Raw genomic sequence first — 16304 nt, forward strand, 5'->3', positions numbered from 1 at the left:
CAGACAAAGCCGCCATCGAACTGCCGAATATGACCGGCCTGCTGCGGCGCAACATAATGCCAAAAGGCAGGGTCCTGTTATATCGCCCTCCGAAGATGTGACCCTCTCAATCGCCGGGCCGCTCCTACACACATGTTCCATCCGCCGTCGCTCGAAAGCTTGCCGCCCGCCGCCACCGCACTGTCACAAGACAGCCTGGCCTATGTCTTCGAGGAGCAATGCGCGACACGGCCGACGCAGTTGGCCTACGGCTTCCTGGCGGAGGACCTGTCCCTGGCGCAGCAGTGCAGCTACGTCCAGCTGCGTGACGATGTCCACCAAATCGCCGCCTGGCTGGCCGCCGCGACCCGCCCGGGCGACCGCGTGCTGCTGGCCTTCCCGCCGGGGCTGGATTTCGTGCGGGTGTTCTGGGCCTGCCTGCTCAGCGGCCGAGTGGCAGTGCCGGTGCCGGCGCCCGATCCGATCCGCCTGCATCACGCGGCACCGCGCCTGCGCAGCGTGATCGCCGATTCACGCGCGGCCCTGGTGCTGACCAGCGCCACGCTGCTCGACGCCGCGGCGGCCGCGCTGGACCCCGCCACCTTGGCGATGGCGCGCTGGACCGCGCTGCCCGATGCGGCGCAGCTGGCGGCCCTGGCGCAGGACTTCGTCCCGCCGGGGATCGACGGGCAGGCACTGGCCTACCTGCAATACACCTCCGGCTCCACCTCCGCGCCGCGCGGCGTGCGCCTGTCGCACCTGAATGTGCTGGCGAACGTGCGCGCGATGATCGCCGGGGGCCATGCAAGCGCCGATTCGCGCGGGCTGAGCTGGCTGCCGCACTTCCACGACTACGGCCTGGCCTTCGGCGTGCTGGCGCCGGTGGTGGCCGGTGCCACCGGCTACCTGATGTCGCCGGTGGCCTTCCTGCGCCGGCCGCTGCGCTGGCTGGAGGCCATCGAGACCTATCGCATCACGCACACGGGCGCACCGGACTCGGCGTTCGTCGCCTGCCTGCAGGCGCTGGGTGACAAGGCGCTCGGCGCACGCCTGGACAGCCTGGTGTCGCTCAACTGCGGCGCCGAACCGGTCAAGGCCGACACGGTGGAGCGTGTGCTCGCGGTCTTCGGTGCGGCGGGCATGCCCGCGCGGGTGTTCGCGCCGTCCTACGGCCTGGCCGAGGCGGTGCTGGGCGTCAGCGCGAGCAGGCTGGACGTGGCGCCGCGCATCGTGTCGGCGGACCCCGCGGCCCTGCTGGCCCACCGCTTCGACCCGTTGCCCGAAGGCGCGGCGCAGGGACGCCGGCTGGTCAGCTGCGGACAGGCGATGCGGGACACGGAGATCCTGATCGTCGACGAGGACCAGCACGCCTGTGCCGATCGCTGCATCGGCGAGATCTGGGTGCGGTCGCCCGGCGTCGGCGGCGGCTACTGGATGCAGCCCGAAGCTACCGAGGCTACCTTCGGCGCGCACCTGGCGGACGGCACCGGCCCCTTCCTGCGCACCGGCGACCTCGGCTTCCTCGATGGCGGTGAGCTGTTCGTCACCGGCCGTTTGAAGGACCTGATCATCGTCCACGGCGAGAACCACTATCCGCAAGATGTGGAGTGGAGCGCGGAGCGCGCCCATCCGGCGCTGCGGCCGGGTTTCGGCGCGGCCTTCGCGGTCGAGACGCCGGCCGGCGAGGGTGTGGTGCTGGCGCTGGAGCTGGACCGGCGCGCGCAGGCCGAGGCAGATGCCGAGGCGGTGTTCCGCGCGGTGCGCCGCGCGATCGCGGTGGAGCACGGCCTGCCGGTGCATGCCGTCGCCCTGCTGCGCGCGGGCGGATTGCCGCGCACTTCCAGCGGCAAGGTGCAGCGCCACCGCTGCCGCGAGGCCTTCCTGACCGGCGAGCTGCCGCTGGTGGCGCCGATCGATGCCGGCGCCCAGCTCCCCCACGAGGAGAGCGCGCAAGAGGGCGAGGACCGTGAGCGCCTGGGTTACGTGTTGCCGCGCGACGAGCGCGAGCAGGCGGTATGGGACATCTGGTGCGAGGTGCTGGGCACGCGGGCCTTCGGCGTGCATGAGAGCTTCTTCGAGCTCGGCGGCAACTCGCTGCGCATGACGCAGGTGCTCTCGCGGCTGTCGGCGCGCTTCGGCGTGGCGCTGCCGCTGGCCGAATTGTTCGAGCATGCGAGCGTGGCCGCGATGGCGGCCCACGTGGCGAAAGCCGAGCAACAGCCGCTGGAGAGCCGGGCGGCGGCACCGGCCGGCATCGAGCCCGTGCCGCGCGGCGCGCCGTTGCCGGCCTCGCTCTCGCAGCGGCGCATGTGGGTGATCCAGCATTTCGACCCGGCAACGACCGCCTACAACGTGCCGATCGCGATCCGGCTGCGCGGCGCCTTCGATCCGGCGCTGTGCCAGCAGGCGCTCGACGCCATGGTGCAGCGGCACGAGGGCCTGCGCACCTGCTTCGTGATGGGCGAGCACGAGCCGATGCAGAAGATCCTGCCGGCGCTGGCCGTCCAGGTCGAGCAGATCGACCTCAGCCGGCTGCCCGAGCGCGAGCGCAACGCGCAGGCGCGTGTGTTGCTCGCCGAGCGCGCGGCGCAGCCCTTCGACCTGTCGCAGGCCCCGCTGCACCGGCCGACCCTGATCCGGCTGGGCGAGCGCGAGCACGTACTGTTCTGGCTGCTGCACCATGCTATTACCGACAACTGGGCCGGCGCGCTGCTGATGCGCGAAGCCCTCGCCGCCTATGGCGCGCTCGCGGCCGGGCGCGAGCCGGTGTCGGCACCGCCGGCGATCGGCTATGCCGACTACGCTGCCTGGCAGCGCAGTCCGGCGGCGGTGGAGGCGCGCCGGCCGCACCTTGACTACTGGCTGGAGCGCCTGCGCGACCTGCCCGACCTTGACCTGCCCACCGACTTCCCGCGGCCAGCCAAGGCCAGCCACCGGGGGGCGCGCGTCTCGGCCGGGCTGCCGCCGCGGCTGCGCGAGGCGATGCGCGACTTCGGCGGGCGCGAGGCGGTCACGCCCTTCGTGGTCTACCTGTCGGCTTTCGTGCTGATGCTGTCGCGCCATGCGAAGAGCGAGGACATCGCGATCGGCACGCCGATCGCGAACCGCCACCGATTCGCGGCCGAGCCTCTCGTGGGCACGCTGGTCAACACGCTGGTGATGCGCACCGACCTCGGGGGCGATCCCAGCTTCACGCAGCTGGTGCATCGCGTGCGCCGCAACGCGCTGGAGGCCTATACGCACCAGGACGCGCCCTTCGACGAGCTGATCGACGCCCTGGGGCACGACCGCACGCTGCATCCCGAAGGCCCGGTGCGCGTGCTCTTCAACGTGCTCAATGCGCCGGTGGGCGAGCCGGAGCTTTTCGGGCTGGAGGTGGACGAGTACGACTTCGAGCGCGTGGCCGCGCAGTTCGACCTGTCGATGCACATCGACACCGAGTTCTCGCACCGCATCCACCTCGAGTATGCGAGCGATCTCTACAGCGAAGCCACCGCCGCGCGCATGCTCGAGAACTACCTGGCGCTGGTCGAGCGGCTGCTGGCGCAGCCCGAGCGGCGGATCTCGACGCACGAGATGCTCGCGCCGGCGCAGCTCAACCTGCTGCGCCACGGCTGGAACGGTGCGCGCTCGCCGCTGCCCGCGCGGCAACTGGTGCACGACTACCTGGACCTGGGCGCGCCGGAGGTGCGCGAGCGCGTGGCGGTGATCGACGCGGCCGGCCGCACGCTGAGCTACGGCGAGCTGGAGGCGCGCTCGAACCGGCTGGCCCATGCGCTGCGCGTGCGCGGCATCGCGCGCGGCAAACGCGTCGGCCTGTGCATCGCGCGCAGCCCCGACATGCTGGTCGCGCAGCTGGCGGTGATGAAGGCGGGCGCGGCCTACGTGCCGCTGGACCCCGACTACCCGGCGGATCGCCTGCGCTTCATGGCGGCCGATGCCGACCTGGCCGCGGTGCTCGCGCAGCAGGACACGCACGACATCCTGGAGGGGCTGGCGATCCCGATGCTGGCGATCGACGACAAGCGGCTGGCGGCCGGCCACCCGGAACAGCCGCTGGCACCCGACCCGACGCTCGACGCCACACCGCTGGACGAGGCCTACCTGATCTACACCTCGGGCTCCACCGGCCAGCCCAAGGGCGTGCGGGTGCCGCACCGCGGGGTGGTCAACTTCCTCGCCGGCATGGTGAAGGCGCCCGGGCTGACGGCGCAGGACTGCGTGCTGGCGATCACCAGTCCTTCCTTCGACCCCTCGGTGCTGGACCTGCTGCTGCCGCTGGTGGTGCGCGCGAAGGTGATCATCGCCTCGCAGCAGCAGGTGCACGATCCGGCCGCGCTGCGCATGCTGCTCGAAACGCACCAGGCCACGCTGCTGCAGGCCACGCCCTCGGGCTGGCGCGCGCTGATCGAGACCGGCTGGGCCGGCGCTCCGGGCTTCCGCGGGCTGATCGGCGGCGAGTCGCTGCCGCCGGTGCTGGCCGAGCAGCTGCTGGCGCGCATGGCCGAGCTCTGGAACATCTACGGGCCCACCGAGACCACGGTCTGGGCCACCGCCTGGAAGGTGGCCGAGCCGCGCAAGGTGATCGCGGTCGGGCGGCCGATCGACAACGTCATGGTCTGGGTGCTCGACGAGCACGGCCATGCCTGCCCGATCGGCGTGCCCGGCGAGCTCTACATCGGCGGCGCCGGCGTCACCCTCGGCTACTACCACCGCGACGAGCTGACGGCCGAGCGCTTCGTGCCCGACCCCTTTGGGGAGGAGCACGGCGCCCGGCTCTACCGCACCGGCGACCTGGGCCGCTGGCGCCACGACGGGCAGCTCGAGCTGATGGGCCGCGCCGACCACCAGGTGAAGCTGCGGGGCTTCCGCGTCGAGATGGGCGAGATCGAATCCGCACTGCTCGACCACCCCGAGCTGGCGCACTGCGTGGCGGTGACGCGCGCCGAGCGCGAGGACGATGTGCGGCTGGTGGCCTACTTCGTCTCACGCGGCCCGGTGCCGCCGGCGCCGCCGGTGCTGCGCGAGCACCTGCGCACGCGCCTGCCGCACTACATGATCCCGCAGCACTTCGTCTCGCTCGACGCGATGCCGCTGCTGCCCAACGGCAAGGTCAACCGCGCCGCGCTGCCCGCGCCGGTGATGGACGTCACCCTGGCCGACGGGCGCAGCTACGTGGCGCCGGCCACGCACGGCGAGCAGCTCATCGCCGGCATCTGGTCGGAACTGCTGGGCGTCGAGCAGATCGGCCGCACCGACAATTTCTTCGACCTGGGCGGGCACTCGCTGCTGGCCATGCGGGCGGTCGCGGCGATCGAGGCGTTGATGGGCTGGAAGGTCGCGCCCCGCCGCCTCATCTACGAGAGCCTGCAGCAGATCGCGCGCGAGGAGAACCTTCAGGCGCGCTGAGCCTTGCCGCGGCTGAAGGGCTTGCTCAGGAAGGGCGAGCCTTTCTCGCCGAAGCGCCAGGGCACGTCGGCCGCCTTGGTGATGCCGATGCGCGGCCCGGCCTCGACCACCACGGCCGGGTGATCGTCGGGCGCGGCGAGCAGTGCGAAGGGCGGCCGGTCGAGCCGCTTGCCGTTGAAGCCGGCATCGATGCCGAGCGCCTGGCCCACCCGGCCGGGACCTGCGCACAGCAGACGGATGTCGTCGACGCCGCGCCGCGCGCGCATGCGCTCGAGTCCAGCAGTGGGCGCCAGCGCGCGGATCAGCACCCCGGCGCCGTGGCCCTCCTCGCGGCAAACGAAATTGAGGCACCAGTGAATGCCGTAGGAACGGTAGACGTAGACCCGGCCGGGCGGACCGAACATGGCGGCATTGCGCGGCGTGAGGCCGCCGAAGGTGTGGGAGGCCGGGTCCTCGCGGTCGTACGCTTCGGTCTCGACGATGCGGCCGCCGACACCGCCGACCAGCAGCACCAGGCCGAGCAGGCGCGGTGCCACCTCGTGCGAAGGTGCGAAGAAATCGATGTCGGCGGGGATGCGTGCTTTCACGGTGCCACCGTGCGGCTCATAAGGCAACCTCCGCCCTGCGGGCTGCGCCGCTGTTCGCCTTCGGAGCGGCCGTGCGGCTCATGGAGCACCTCCGCCTTCGGCTGCGGTGCTGTTCGCCTTCGGAGCGGCCGTGCGGCTCACAGTCCCTTTTCCACCATTTCCAGGAGCTTGCGGCCCAGCTCGTCGGTTTGCTCGCGGGGCACGCCGCGCAGCGGGCCGTCGATGATCAGCAGCGCCAGGCCATGGACCGCCGACCAGGCCAGGAACTCGGCGCCGGGGCGCCGTTCGGGAGGCAGCACACCGGCGGCCACCATCTGGTCGAGCGCGGCGCCCAGCAGCTCGAACGGGTTGAGACCGCTCGCGCCGCCCTTGGCGTCGGTGGGCGGGTCCTCCAGCTCCACCGGGGCGCCGAAGGCGGTGCGGAACAGGCCGGTCTGCTCCTGGGCGAAGCGCAGGTAGCCGGCACCGATGGCGCGAACGCTCGCGCGGGCGATTTCCTCAGGCGACCCGTCGCGCGGCACGGCCGCGAGCTCGGCCTCCATGGCGCCGGCCGCTGCCGACAGGGCCGCGGCGCGCACGGCCAGCAGCAGCGCCTGGCGGCTGGTGAAGTGCCGGTAGGCCGCATTGGGCACGACGCCGGCACGACGGGTGGCCTCGCGCAGCACCACCGCGTCCGGGCCGCCCTGGCGGGCCAGCTCGACACCCGCTTCCAGCAGCGCCCGGCGCAGATCGCCATGGCGATAGGTGCTGCGTGCCGGCGGCGGGGGGTTGGAGAGTGTCGGGGTGTTTTTCATGTGGACAGCGTCCATTATCTTTGTTATTGTTTTGTGGACGTTGTACACAACAACGGAATTTCCCTCAACCCAACGTGTTTTTCTCCAAAGGAAGCCGGCATGAGCACCAAGATCTTCGTGAACCTCCCCGTCAAGGACCTCGAGAAGTCCAAGGCCTTCTACGGGGCCCTCGGCTACAGCTTCGACCCGCGCTTCACCAACGAGCAGGGCGCCTGCATGGTGATCAGCGAGGACATCCACGCGATGCTCCTGGTCGAGAGCTTCTTCAGGACCTTCACGCCCAAGGCCATCGCCGACGCCTCGAAGAGCACCGAGGTGCTGCTGTGCCTTTCTTGCGAGAGCCGGGCCGAGATCGATGCCCAGGTCGCCAAGGCCTTGGCCGCCGGCGGCAGCACGCCCACCGAGGCAAGGGACCACGGCTTCATGTACCAGCACGGCTTCGAGGACTTGGACGGCCATATGTGGGAGCTCGCGTACATGGACATGAGCGCCTTCCCGCAGGCCTGAGCGCCGCACGAATCGAATCCCTCACCCACCCCCACCCCAAAGGAGATTGCCATGCATGTCCAGCCCTACCTGTTCTTCGAAGGCCGCTGCGAGGAGGCGCTCGAGTTCTACCGCGCCAAGCTCGGCGCCGAGGTGACGATGCTGATGCGCTTCAAGGACAGCCCCGAACCGGCGGGCAGCGCCGAGATGTGCGGCGGCGCCGAGATGTCCGGCCCGCCTGCCGGGAACAATGTGATGCACGCGGAGTTCAGGATCGGCGACACCACGTTGCTGGCCTCCGACGGCCTGGCCAAGGAGGCGCCCGTCTTCCGCGGCTTCTCGCTGTCGCTCACGGCGGCGGACGAAGCCGATGCCAAGCGCAAGTTCGCGGCGCTCGGCGAAGGCGGCCAGGTCCAGATGCCGCTCGGGCCGACCTTCTTTTCGCCTTGCTTCGGCATGGTGCAGGACCGCTTCGGTGTCAGCTGGATGGTCGGCGTGTTCGACGCGCCGAAGGGCTGAGCGTCCAGGGCGGGTTCAAACCCGCCGCGCACCGCGTCGCGAGCGCGCCAGGGCGACGAATTCGATCAGGCCCCACACCAACGCACCGCCGAGCGCGCGAAAGGCACGGGGGTTCGGAGGCCAAAAGAGGGAAGGTTGCATGGTATGACTGGGCGCCCTCGATGGGCGTCCCTTTCGCCACGCTAAGGGACTTGTATGACACGTTGATGGCAGGCGTTGCCGCTATCCTGCGCGCACCCTTTCCCTGCCATTGACGCGTGAATTCCACGGACCTGCCTGAATTGCTGGAGCTGGCGCAGTTGGTCCCGCTGGCCGGCGCGCACCTGGAGACGCGCGTCCTGTGCGAAGTGGCAGCCGGCGCGCGGCACTTCCCGATCCAGGCCTTTCTGCTCGGCAGCACCCGGCCGGACGCACCGGCCGTCGGCTTCTTCGGCGGCGTGCACGGGCTGGAGCGCATCGGCGCGCAGGTCGCGATCGCCTACCTGCGCAGCCTGGTGATGCGGCTCGCCTGGGACGAGACGCTGCACAGGCAGCTCGAGACGATGCGGCTGGTGTTCATGCCGCTGGTCAATCCGGGCGGCATGTGGCTGGGCACGCGCGCCAACCCCAACGGCGTCGACCTGATGCGCAACGCGCCGGTCGAATCGAAGGAGCACGTGCCCTACCTGATCGGCGGCCAGCGCATCAGCGCGAAGCTGCCCTGGTACCGCGGCGCTGCGGGCGACCCGATGGAATGCGAGAGCGCGGCGCTGTGCACGCTGGTCGAGACCGAGCTGCTGGGCCGGCCGCTCAGCGTCGCGGTGGACTGCCACTCGGGCTTCGGCCTGACCGACCGCATCTGGTTCCCCTATGCGCACACCGCGCGGCCCATCGGGCATCTGGCGGAGATGCACGCCCTGTGCGAGATCCTCGACCAGAGCCTGCTGCACCATCGCTACAAGCTGGAGCCGCAGAGCCGGCAGTACCTGGCCCACGGGGATCTCTGGGACCACCTCTACCTGGGCGCCGACCAACGGCCGGGCAGCGTGTTCCTGCCGGTGACGCTGGAGATGGGGTCGTGGCTGTGGGTCAAGAAGAACCCGCGCCAGCTCTTCTCGCGCCACGGCATCTTCAACCCGGTGATCGAGCACCGGCACCAGCGCGTGCTGCGCCAGCACATCGCGTGGCTGGATTTCATCACCCGCGCTGTCGGCAGTCACGAACGCTGGCTGCCCACCGGCCCACGACGTGTGCATCATGAGCAGCAGGCGATGGTGCGCTGGTACGGGAGGCTTTGATGGACACCTGGGTGCTGATACGCGGACTCACGCGCGAGAGCGGGCACTGGGGGCGCTTCGTCGGGCTGCTGCAGGACCACTTTCCCGCCGCGCGGATCGTGGCGCTCGACCTTCCGGGCAACGGGCGGCTGAACGACATGCGCAGCCCGACGCGCATCGAGGCCACGATGGAAGCCTGCCGCGAGCAGCTTCGCGCGCTCGGCATCGCACCGCCCTACCACCTGCTCGCGATGTCGCTCGGCGCGATGGTGGCAGTGGACTGGGCGGTGCAGCACCCGCGCGAGCTCGCGGGCTGCGTGCTGATCAACACCAGCCTGCGGCCCTTCAGTCCCTTTTACGAACGCTTGCGCCCAGGAAACTACGGCGCACTGCTCGGCCTGGCCTTCGGGCGCCAGGGCGCTCGCGAGCGGGAGGCGACGATCCTGCGGCTCACCACCCGCCACCCCGGTGGCGGCATGGCCGTGCTCGACGACTGGACGGCGATCCGCGAGGCGCGACCGGTGTCGGCGTCGAACGCAGTGCGCCAGGTGCTGGCGGCGGCGCGCTACCGGGCGCCTGCGCAGGCGCCTTTCGCGCCGCTGCTGGTGCTGGCAAGCACCCGCGACGGCTTGGTGAATCCGCGCTGCTCGCGTCGGCTGGCACGCCAATGGGGGGCGGAAATCGCGGAGCACCCCAGCGCCGGGCATGACCTGCCGCTGGACGATGGGGCGTGGCTTGCGGCGCAGGTGGGGCGCTGGGCCGCGCAGGGCCTCAAGCGGGCATCAGCTGCTCCACCAGGCCGTCCAGGCGCTCCTTGACCCGGCGCCAATCGGGCATCAGCGTGTCCAGCAGCCGATGGAAGCGCGGACCATGGTTGTGCTCGCCGAGATGGCACAACTCGTGGATCAGCACGTAGTCGATGCATTCGCGCGGCGCCTTCACGAGATTCGGGTTGAGCGTGAGGCGGCCTGCCGGCGAGCAGCTGCCCCATCGCTTCTTCGTGACGCGCAGCTGCATCGGCGGCGGCGTGCGGACCCAGCTGAGCAAGGGCGCCAGCGCCGCGAGGCGCGCAGCCAGCACCTCGCCGGCGCGCTTTCGGTACCAGGCGTCGAGCAACGCCCGCACGCGGGCCATATCGCCCTTCGCAACCGCGACTTCGATGCGCGTGCCGCTCAAGCGCACGTGGCCGTCCCGGCCTTCATCGACGATGACCTTGAGCACATAGCGCCGGCCGAGATAGAACAGGGACTCGCCGCTGACATGCGCGCGCGGCAATGCATGCGCGAGACGCGCTCGAACAGCCGCGACCTGGCCGCTGATCCAGCGCGCGCGCTGCTGCACCGCAGCCTGCACCGCGGCCTCGGACGTCTCTTTCGGCACATCGACCACCACGCGCCCATCGGGCTCGACGTGAATGGCGATGCGCTGCGCCCTGCGCGCCGGCTGGACGCGCAAGCTGAACGCGATCCGTTCATCGCCGTAGCGAAGACTTCGCTGGACTGCAACGCTCATGCACGCCGCCCCATGTCGACACGGATGATCTGGAGCACATGGCCGATCACATCGTTCGCCCTGGCCAGACCCAGCGGCGTATAGAGCCGCTGCAGCAGGCCCTTGCGGACGGCGGCTTCGATGTTCTGCGGATTCAAGGAATGCTCGGCCATCGCGGCCTGCACCACATGGCTGATGGCGAGCGCATGATCGATGTGCTCGCTGCGCTGTGCCTCGTTGAGCCTCGATGCCTCATCGCCCAGCGCGATCAGGATCGCACCGTAGCAGGCCCTCGCCCGCGGGTTGGAGGCCAGGACTTCCGGCATGCCGGGCGTGGCGCGCCGGTCCACGTCGCGCTCGAATTCCCTGAGCAGCGCGTACTGCCTGCGCGGATGGTCGAACAGGGCCTCGGCTTGCTCGATCGCACCTTCGAGCAGTGCGGAAAACACTTTCCGCGCGTAGGGGTCGTCAGCCAGCTCCTGCTCGATGGTCTTGCGCAGGCGGGTCTTGATCAGGTCTGCCTCGTTGCGTGCCTTGTCCTGCGACCAAGTCTCGGAAACATCTGCCGCGCCCAGCCTGTGCACCACGTAGGCCGCGTCGATCTCACGAACTTTCGTACCGATGACCTGCTCGTCGACCAGCCTGCGGATCTGCTCGTCGTATTCGCTGAAGTCGACTGTCTCCCGAGCGTCGCGCTGCGCCGATTGCCGCACCTGGATCAATGCCTTGAGATCCGCCTTGTACTGCGCAATCAGCGCTTCCGAGACGCTGCAGTCGTTGAAGAAGCCGCGTGACGCGAGCGCGGCCTGCAGACAAGTGCCGAAGGCAGTCAGGGCCGCATGGAAGTCGTCACGAAGCTTCTGCCGCTCGTCGTATTCACCGCCCTGCCCATCGCTCACGAAGCGAGGGCTCAACGCCTGCCGCAGCTGCTCGGGGTCCTTGCGATCGGCAACGCCCTTGAAGGGGGACCACACCGCCTCGTGTCGCATCGGCAATTGCTTGTACTCGGTACTGACCTGTGCGTAGAGCCCCTCGAGATCGCCGATGTCGAAGCCGCCTTGCGTCCGGGCTTCGAGGTCCTGGTAGGCACGGATCGCCGTGTCGAGCTCCTTCAGGATGCCGCGGTAGTCCACCAGCAGGCCGTGGCGCTTGGCGTCGTGCAGGCGGTTCACGCGGGCCACGGCCTGGATCAGGTTGTGCCCCTTCAGCGGCTTGTCGATGTAGAGCACCGCATTGCGCGGCTCGTCGAAGCCGGTGAGAAGGCGATCGACCACGATCAGCAGGTCGGGGTCGCCCTCGGTCCCGAAGGCCTGCAATACCTGTCTTTCGTGGTGGGCCGCATCGACGCCGTCGTCCAGCACATTCTGTTTCCACCACTTCTGCACCTCGGGCATGCCGTCTTCGTCGATCCCGGTGTTGCCCTCGCGCATGTCGGGCGGGGAGATCACGACGGCGCTCGTGACCAGGCCCGTCGCGTCCAGCGCCTTCTTGTAGCGGATGGCATCGAGCTTGCTGGCCGTGGCGACCTGGCCCTTCAGGCCCGACCCCAGCTTCTTGAAATTCTCATGGAAGTGCGTGGCGATGTCCCATGCGATCAGCTCGATGCGGTTGGCCGCGCCGTAGACCGCGCCGCTGCCGGCGTACTTCTTCTTCAAGTCGGCGCGTTGCGCCTCCGAGAGGCCGGCGGTGATCTTGTCGAACCAGCGATCGACCGCATCGGCGTCGATGGACAGCTCGGGCACCCGCTCTTCGTAGAGGAGCGGTGCGACGGCGCGGTCCTCGGCCGCGCGCTGCATGGTGTACGCGTGGACGATGGGGCCGAACTTCTGCGCAGTCTTCTCGTTCCTCAACAGTGGTGTGCCGGTGAAGGCCACGTAAGCCGCACGAGGCAGCGCCTTCTTCATGCGCTCGTGCGTTTCCCCGCCGTGGCTGCGATGGCCTTCGTCCACCAGCACCACGACGTTGGGCGAATCGTTGCGGCACTCCGCCAGCCTGGAAGCGGTGTTGAACTTCTGCACCAGCGCGAAGGTGATGCGCTTCGTGCCCTGGCCGATTCGGTGGGCCAGGTCGCGCCCGGTCACGGCCTTGCTGGGCTCGCCCTCCTTGTGCGTGGCGATGGACGACCCGAAGGCCCCACCGGTCATGAAGTTGCGTGCGAGCTGCTGTTCGAGATCGCGCCGGTCGGTGATCACCACGAGCCGGCATTCCTTCAGGGCTTCGTTCAGCAGGAGGGCCTTGGCGAGGAAGACCATGGTGAAGCTCTTGCCCGAGCCCGTGGTGTGCCAGACCACGCCGCCGTTGCGCCCGCCATCGGCTCGCCGCCCCGCCAGTCGTTCGAGCAGGGCGCGAACGCCGAAGAACTGTTGGTGGCGCGCGACGATCTTCCCGGCCTTGCTGTCGAACAGCACGAAGCCGCGCAGCAGTTCGAGCAGCCGTCGCGGCGTCAGCAGCGACACCAGCAGGCGGTCCTGCTGGTTGGGCAGCATGGGCAATGACCAGAGCGAGTCGAACCACTCGCGTATTGGCGCGGGCTTGCCCTCGAAAAGGGCCGCATGGGACGAGGCGGGCAGCGGCGCGTTCTTCAAGGCGCCGACATGCGCATCGTCGAACTCTTCCTCCTTGTTCCACTGCGCCCAGAACCTGGCCGGCGTGGCCGTGGTGCCGTAGCGGCCCTCGGTCTGGCTGATGGACAACAGCAGCTGGGCGTAGGCGAAGAGGTCCGGAATCTCGTCCTGGCGCTGGTTGCGCAACTGCTGGCTGATGCCTTCGAGCACCATCGCGTCGGCCATGCCGCCACCGTGCCGCCCGTGCGGCTGCTTGGCCTCGATCACGACGAGCGGGATGCCGTTGACATAGCCGACGATGTCCGGCGCGCGATGGTGGGTGCCGTGGCTGGAGAGCATGCGCAGCTCTTCCGTGACGTCGAAGCGATTGGCGCTCGGGTCGGTCCAGTCGATGACATGGATCGTCGGCTGGTGCCTCCGGCCGTCCGGCATGAATTCGGTGACCGTGATGCCGTAGGCGAGCTTGGCGTAGATACGTTCATTCGCCGGCAACAGACCTTCGCCGAGTCCGACTGTCGAGAGCTCGCGCAGGATCTGGTCGATCGCGCTGGGGGAGAGGTGATGGGCATGGCCCTTGTAGTCGAAGCGGCGGGTCTGCAGGACTTCGATGAGGCGCGGCTTGAGGAGGACTTCGCGGGTCGAGCCGCGCAGCGGGGAGCAATCGGCGGCACTGAGATAGTTCCACCCCAGATTGCAGAGCATGTGCAGCGCGGGTATGCGAGCGCCGTACTGCTCGCAGGTAGAAGCGGTGAGAGTCAATGTGTGTATCCGTCGGGGATCAACCGGCGCATGACTGCTGCTCTTTGTTGCCGCGTGCGAAGGAGCAATTGTTCAGTCAGTCGAACGGACTCGTCCCATCGTCGGAGCTCTTCCGCGATGCGCTGTTGCTCGTGCAACGGGGGTACCGGTACCAAGACTTCCTTTAGAAGGCGGGAGGTCTCGAACAGATCGGTGGGACCAACACGATCGTTCGCCGGGGAAGACGCTGACGTTGCGGTCATACGCCCATCTCCGTTAGCTGCGCAGCTATTTTTTCCTCGATGTCGTCAAGGTCCCTCTTGAGTCCCTCTCGCTCGTGCTGCAGTAGTGCTATGTCGATCGGCCCCTCCTCCTCGAAGATGTTGACGTAGCGAGGAATGTTCAGATTGAAGTCGTTTTCTGCCACCTCCTTCGGTGTTGCGAGATACGCATATCTCTCAATCGGCACGCGCGCGAAATAGGTATCCAGCACACGCTGCAAATCAGCTTCACGCAGCGAATTCTGGTTCTTCCCTGATTCGAAATCGTGACTCGCATCGATGAAGAGGACTTTGTCGTCGGCCTTGCTCTTGCGAAACACGAGCACTGCGGCCGGAATGCCGGTTCCATAGAAGAGCTTCTCAGGCAGGCCGATGACGGCATCGAGCAGGTTCTCTTCCACAAGCTTCTGCCGGATGCGCCCCTCCGCGGCACCACGAAACAGAATGCCGTGCGGGACGACCACGGCCATGCGTCCCGTGCCGGGCTTCATGGTCTCGACCATGTGAAGGATGAAGGCGTAGTCGCCCTTCGTCCGCGGCGGCAAGCCTCGGCGGAAGCGGCCGAACTTGTCTCTCTCGGCAGCTTCGTACCCCCACTTCTCCAGGCTGAACGGCGGATTGGCCACGACCACGTCGAAGTGGCGCAGGCTCGTGTCGCCCACCAGCAGCTTCGGGTTGCGCAGCGTGTCGCCCCATTCGATGCGATGGTTGTCCTCGCCATGCATGAACATGTTCATCTTGGCCAGCGTCCAGGTGTTGCCGATGGCCTCCTGCCCGTAGAGCGCGTAGCGCTTGGAGCCGGTGCGGTCGCGGATCAGGCGGCCGCACTTGAGGAGCAGCGAGCCAGAGCCGCAGGCCGGGTCGCAGATCTCGTCGCCCTCCTGCGGATCCATCAGGCGGGCCATGAGGCTGGAGACTTCGGGCGGCGTGTAGAACTCGCCGGCGGTCTTGCCGCTCGACGACGCGAAGTGGCTGATGAGGTATTCGTAGGCGTTGCCGATCAGGTCGAGTTCGCCGATGCGGCTGGGGCGAAGATTGAGCTCGGGCTTGGCGAAGTCCTCGAGCAGGTGGCGCAAGATGTCGTTCTTCTGCTGCTCGTCGCCGAGCTTGTTGGAGTTGAAGCCGACGTTCTGGAACACGTCGCGCAGCTTGGCGATGTTGGCGTCTTCGATGGCATGCAGCGCACGATCGATGCGCTCGCCGTTGCCGGGCTCGAAGCGGGCGGCATGCAGGGCGTAGAAGCTGGCGCTGGGGGGCAGGACGAAGCGCTCGGTCTTGAGCAGCTCCTCGATAAGGTCCTGTGCGGTGTCACCGTACTGGGCCTTGTAGGCGTCGTAGTGGTCCTGCCAGACGTCCGATACGTACTTGAGAAAGAGCATCGGGAGCACGTAGTCCTTGTAGGTGCTCGGATCGACAACGCCGCGAAAGGTGTCGCAGGCTGCCCACACGGTGGCGTTGATGCTGTCCTGGTTGATGGCGGTCTGGTTCATGCGTTCTTGGTTTCCCTGGGTTGTCATGCGTTGCGCGAAGCGGTGGCGAGCGCTTCGGCGATCGATTCGAACTGGCGTTCGCGGTTGCGGATGAGCAGGTCGTGCAACTGGCGCTCTCGTTGCGCAAGGCGGGCCAGCGCGACGATGCGCTCCTGGTCGGCGAGGGACGGCAGGCCGATGCGCAGCGATTCAAGCACAGGTCGGCGCACGCTCAGCTGGCTGGAGCCTTCGGCCGCGCGCTGCAGGTCGCGCTGGAACGGCGCCTGGTTGATTTGCCACGCGAGGAAGGCCGGCAGAAGGTTGCGCCCGGGCTTGACCCGCAGGTGGAAGAGGTGCGGGCCGCACACGGCCGGCCCGGGCAGTTCGCCCACGCAGCTGGCATAGAAGCGCGTGCCGCGCGCAACGAAGAGCAGGTCTTCGGGCGCGAGCCAGTCGGGCTCCCGGCGTCCACCCAGGCGGGTATGGATGACGCCGCGCCAGTCGACGCCATGGAGCCGGTCCACGTCTTTCATCTGTACGGCACGGACCGGGCCGTCGGGAACCTCGTCGATGGGGCCGCGGAAGGGATAGCCGGCTCGGATGCTGACCTCCGCGCCGAGGAGGGCCGGCAATGCATGAATGGACATGATGCACATACTACTTGCACACAAGCGCGATCTCGCTCAAACTCGGCGCTCAGAACAACATTTTTTCGCATCAATCGAAATGAT

Annotated in this window: 11 protein-coding genes; 5 read left to right on the plus strand and 6 right to left on the minus strand. The window is 68.5% G+C overall.

The genetic code is table 11. The annotated features are described in order from the left end of the window. Nucleotides 1-132: 132 nt before the first annotated feature. Nucleotides 133-5388: a non-ribosomal peptide synthetase gene (locus E5P3_RS30620; RefSeq protein ID WP_162589400.1), complete on the plus strand. Its 5256-nt coding sequence runs from the start codon at nucleotides 133-135 to the stop codon at nucleotides 5386-5388. On the opposite strand, the gene E5P3_RS30625 is transcribed toward E5P3_RS30620, so the two are convergent. After that, on the minus strand, nucleotides 5376-5975 hold the full coding sequence (locus E5P3_RS30625) for a DNA-3-methyladenine glycosylase (protein ID WP_232073394.1): 600 nt from the start codon (nucleotides 5973-5975) through the stop codon (nucleotides 5376-5378). The genes E5P3_RS30620 and E5P3_RS30625 overlap by 13 nt on opposite strands. A gap of 137 nt (nucleotides 5976-6112) precedes the next feature. Then, nucleotides 6113-6769: a TetR/AcrR family transcriptional regulator gene (locus E5P3_RS30630; protein ID WP_232073396.1), complete on the minus strand. Its 657-nt coding sequence runs from the start codon at nucleotides 6767-6769 to the stop codon at nucleotides 6113-6115. Between the two features lie 99 nt (nucleotides 6770-6868). Here E5P3_RS30630 and E5P3_RS30635 point away from each other — a divergent pair, with 99 nt between their 5' ends. The 4 genes from E5P3_RS30635 (at nucleotide 6869) to E5P3_RS30650 (ending at nucleotide 9848) form a co-directional block, all read left to right on the plus strand. Next, a complete protein-coding gene (locus E5P3_RS30635; RefSeq protein ID WP_162589402.1) occupies nucleotides 6869-7276 on the plus strand; it encodes a VOC family protein in 408 nt (135 codons plus the stop codon). A gap of 51 nt (nucleotides 7277-7327) precedes the next feature. Then, nucleotides 7328-7774, plus strand: coding sequence for a VOC family protein (locus E5P3_RS30640; RefSeq protein WP_162589403.1), 447 nt, complete (start codon nucleotides 7328-7330; stop codon nucleotides 7772-7774). A 257-nt stretch (nucleotides 7775-8031) separates the two neighbouring features. Further along, nucleotides 8032-9051, plus strand: a complete 1020-nt coding sequence (locus tag E5P3_RS30645) for a M14 family zinc carboxypeptidase (protein WP_162589404.1) — start codon at nucleotides 8032-8034, stop codon at nucleotides 9049-9051. Further along, a complete protein-coding gene (locus tag E5P3_RS30650) occupies nucleotides 9051-9848 on the plus strand; it encodes an alpha/beta fold hydrolase (protein ID WP_162589405.1) in 798 nt (265 codons plus the stop codon). Before E5P3_RS30645 ends, E5P3_RS30650 begins: the two co-directional genes overlap by 1 nt. On the opposite strand, the gene E5P3_RS30655 is transcribed toward E5P3_RS30650, so the two are convergent. The 4 genes from E5P3_RS30655 to E5P3_RS30675 form a co-directional block, all read right to left on the minus strand. Next, the gene (locus tag E5P3_RS30655) at nucleotides 9802-10542 is read right to left on the minus strand and encodes a M48 family metallopeptidase (RefSeq protein WP_162589406.1); all 741 of its coding nucleotides are present in this window, start codon (nucleotides 10540-10542) and stop codon (nucleotides 9802-9804) included. The two genes, E5P3_RS30650 and E5P3_RS30655, sit on opposite strands and share 47 nt — an antisense overlap. Further along, nucleotides 10539-13844, minus strand: coding sequence for a type I restriction endonuclease subunit R (locus E5P3_RS30660; protein WP_162589407.1), 3306 nt, complete (start codon nucleotides 13842-13844; stop codon nucleotides 10539-10541). Before E5P3_RS30660 ends, E5P3_RS30655 begins: the two co-directional genes overlap by 4 nt. Nucleotides 13845-14082: 238 nt before the next feature. Then, nucleotides 14083-15594, minus strand: coding sequence for a type I restriction-modification system subunit M (locus tag E5P3_RS30670; protein WP_162589409.1), 1512 nt, complete (start codon nucleotides 15592-15594; stop codon nucleotides 14083-14085). Between the two features lie 23 nt (nucleotides 15595-15617). Then, nucleotides 15618-16220, minus strand: a complete 603-nt coding sequence (locus E5P3_RS30675) for a restriction endonuclease subunit S (RefSeq protein ID WP_162589410.1) — start codon at nucleotides 16218-16220, stop codon at nucleotides 15618-15620. Nucleotides 16221-16304: the final 84 nt, after the last annotated feature.

It is taken from the genome of Variovorax sp. RA8, assembly GCF_901827175.1.
GTDB lineage: Bacteria > Pseudomonadota > Gammaproteobacteria > Burkholderiales > Burkholderiaceae_C > Variovorax.

Bases quoted from the DNA above. Each gene is read 5' to 3' on its own strand.
- E5P3_RS30620 (WP_162589400.1), top strand. From the start codon at position 133: ATGTTCCATCCGCCGTCGCTCGAAAGCTTGCCGCCCGCCGCCACCGCA.
- E5P3_RS30630 (WP_232073396.1), bottom strand. From the start codon at position 6,769: ATGAAAAACACCCCGACACTCTCCAACCCCCCGCCGCCGGCACGCAGC.
- E5P3_RS30635 (WP_162589402.1), top strand. From the start codon at position 6,869: ATGAGCACCAAGATCTTCGTGAACCTCCCCGTCAAGGACCTCGAGAAG.
- E5P3_RS30640 (WP_162589403.1), top strand. From the start codon at position 7,328: ATGCATGTCCAGCCCTACCTGTTCTTCGAAGGCCGCTGCGAGGAGGCG.
- E5P3_RS30650 (WP_162589405.1), top strand. From the start codon at position 9,051: ATGGACACCTGGGTGCTGATACGCGGACTCACGCGCGAGAGCGGGCAC.
- E5P3_RS30655 (WP_162589406.1), bottom strand. From the start codon at position 10,542: ATGAGCGTTGCAGTCCAGCGAAGTCTTCGCTACGGCGATGAACGGATC.
- E5P3_RS30670 (WP_162589409.1), bottom strand. From the start codon at position 15,594: ATGAACCAGACCGCCATCAACCAGGACAGCATCAACGCCACCGTGTGG.
- E5P3_RS30675 (WP_162589410.1), bottom strand. From the start codon at position 16,220: ATGTCCATTCATGCATTGCCGGCCCTCCTCGGCGCGGAGGTCAGCATC.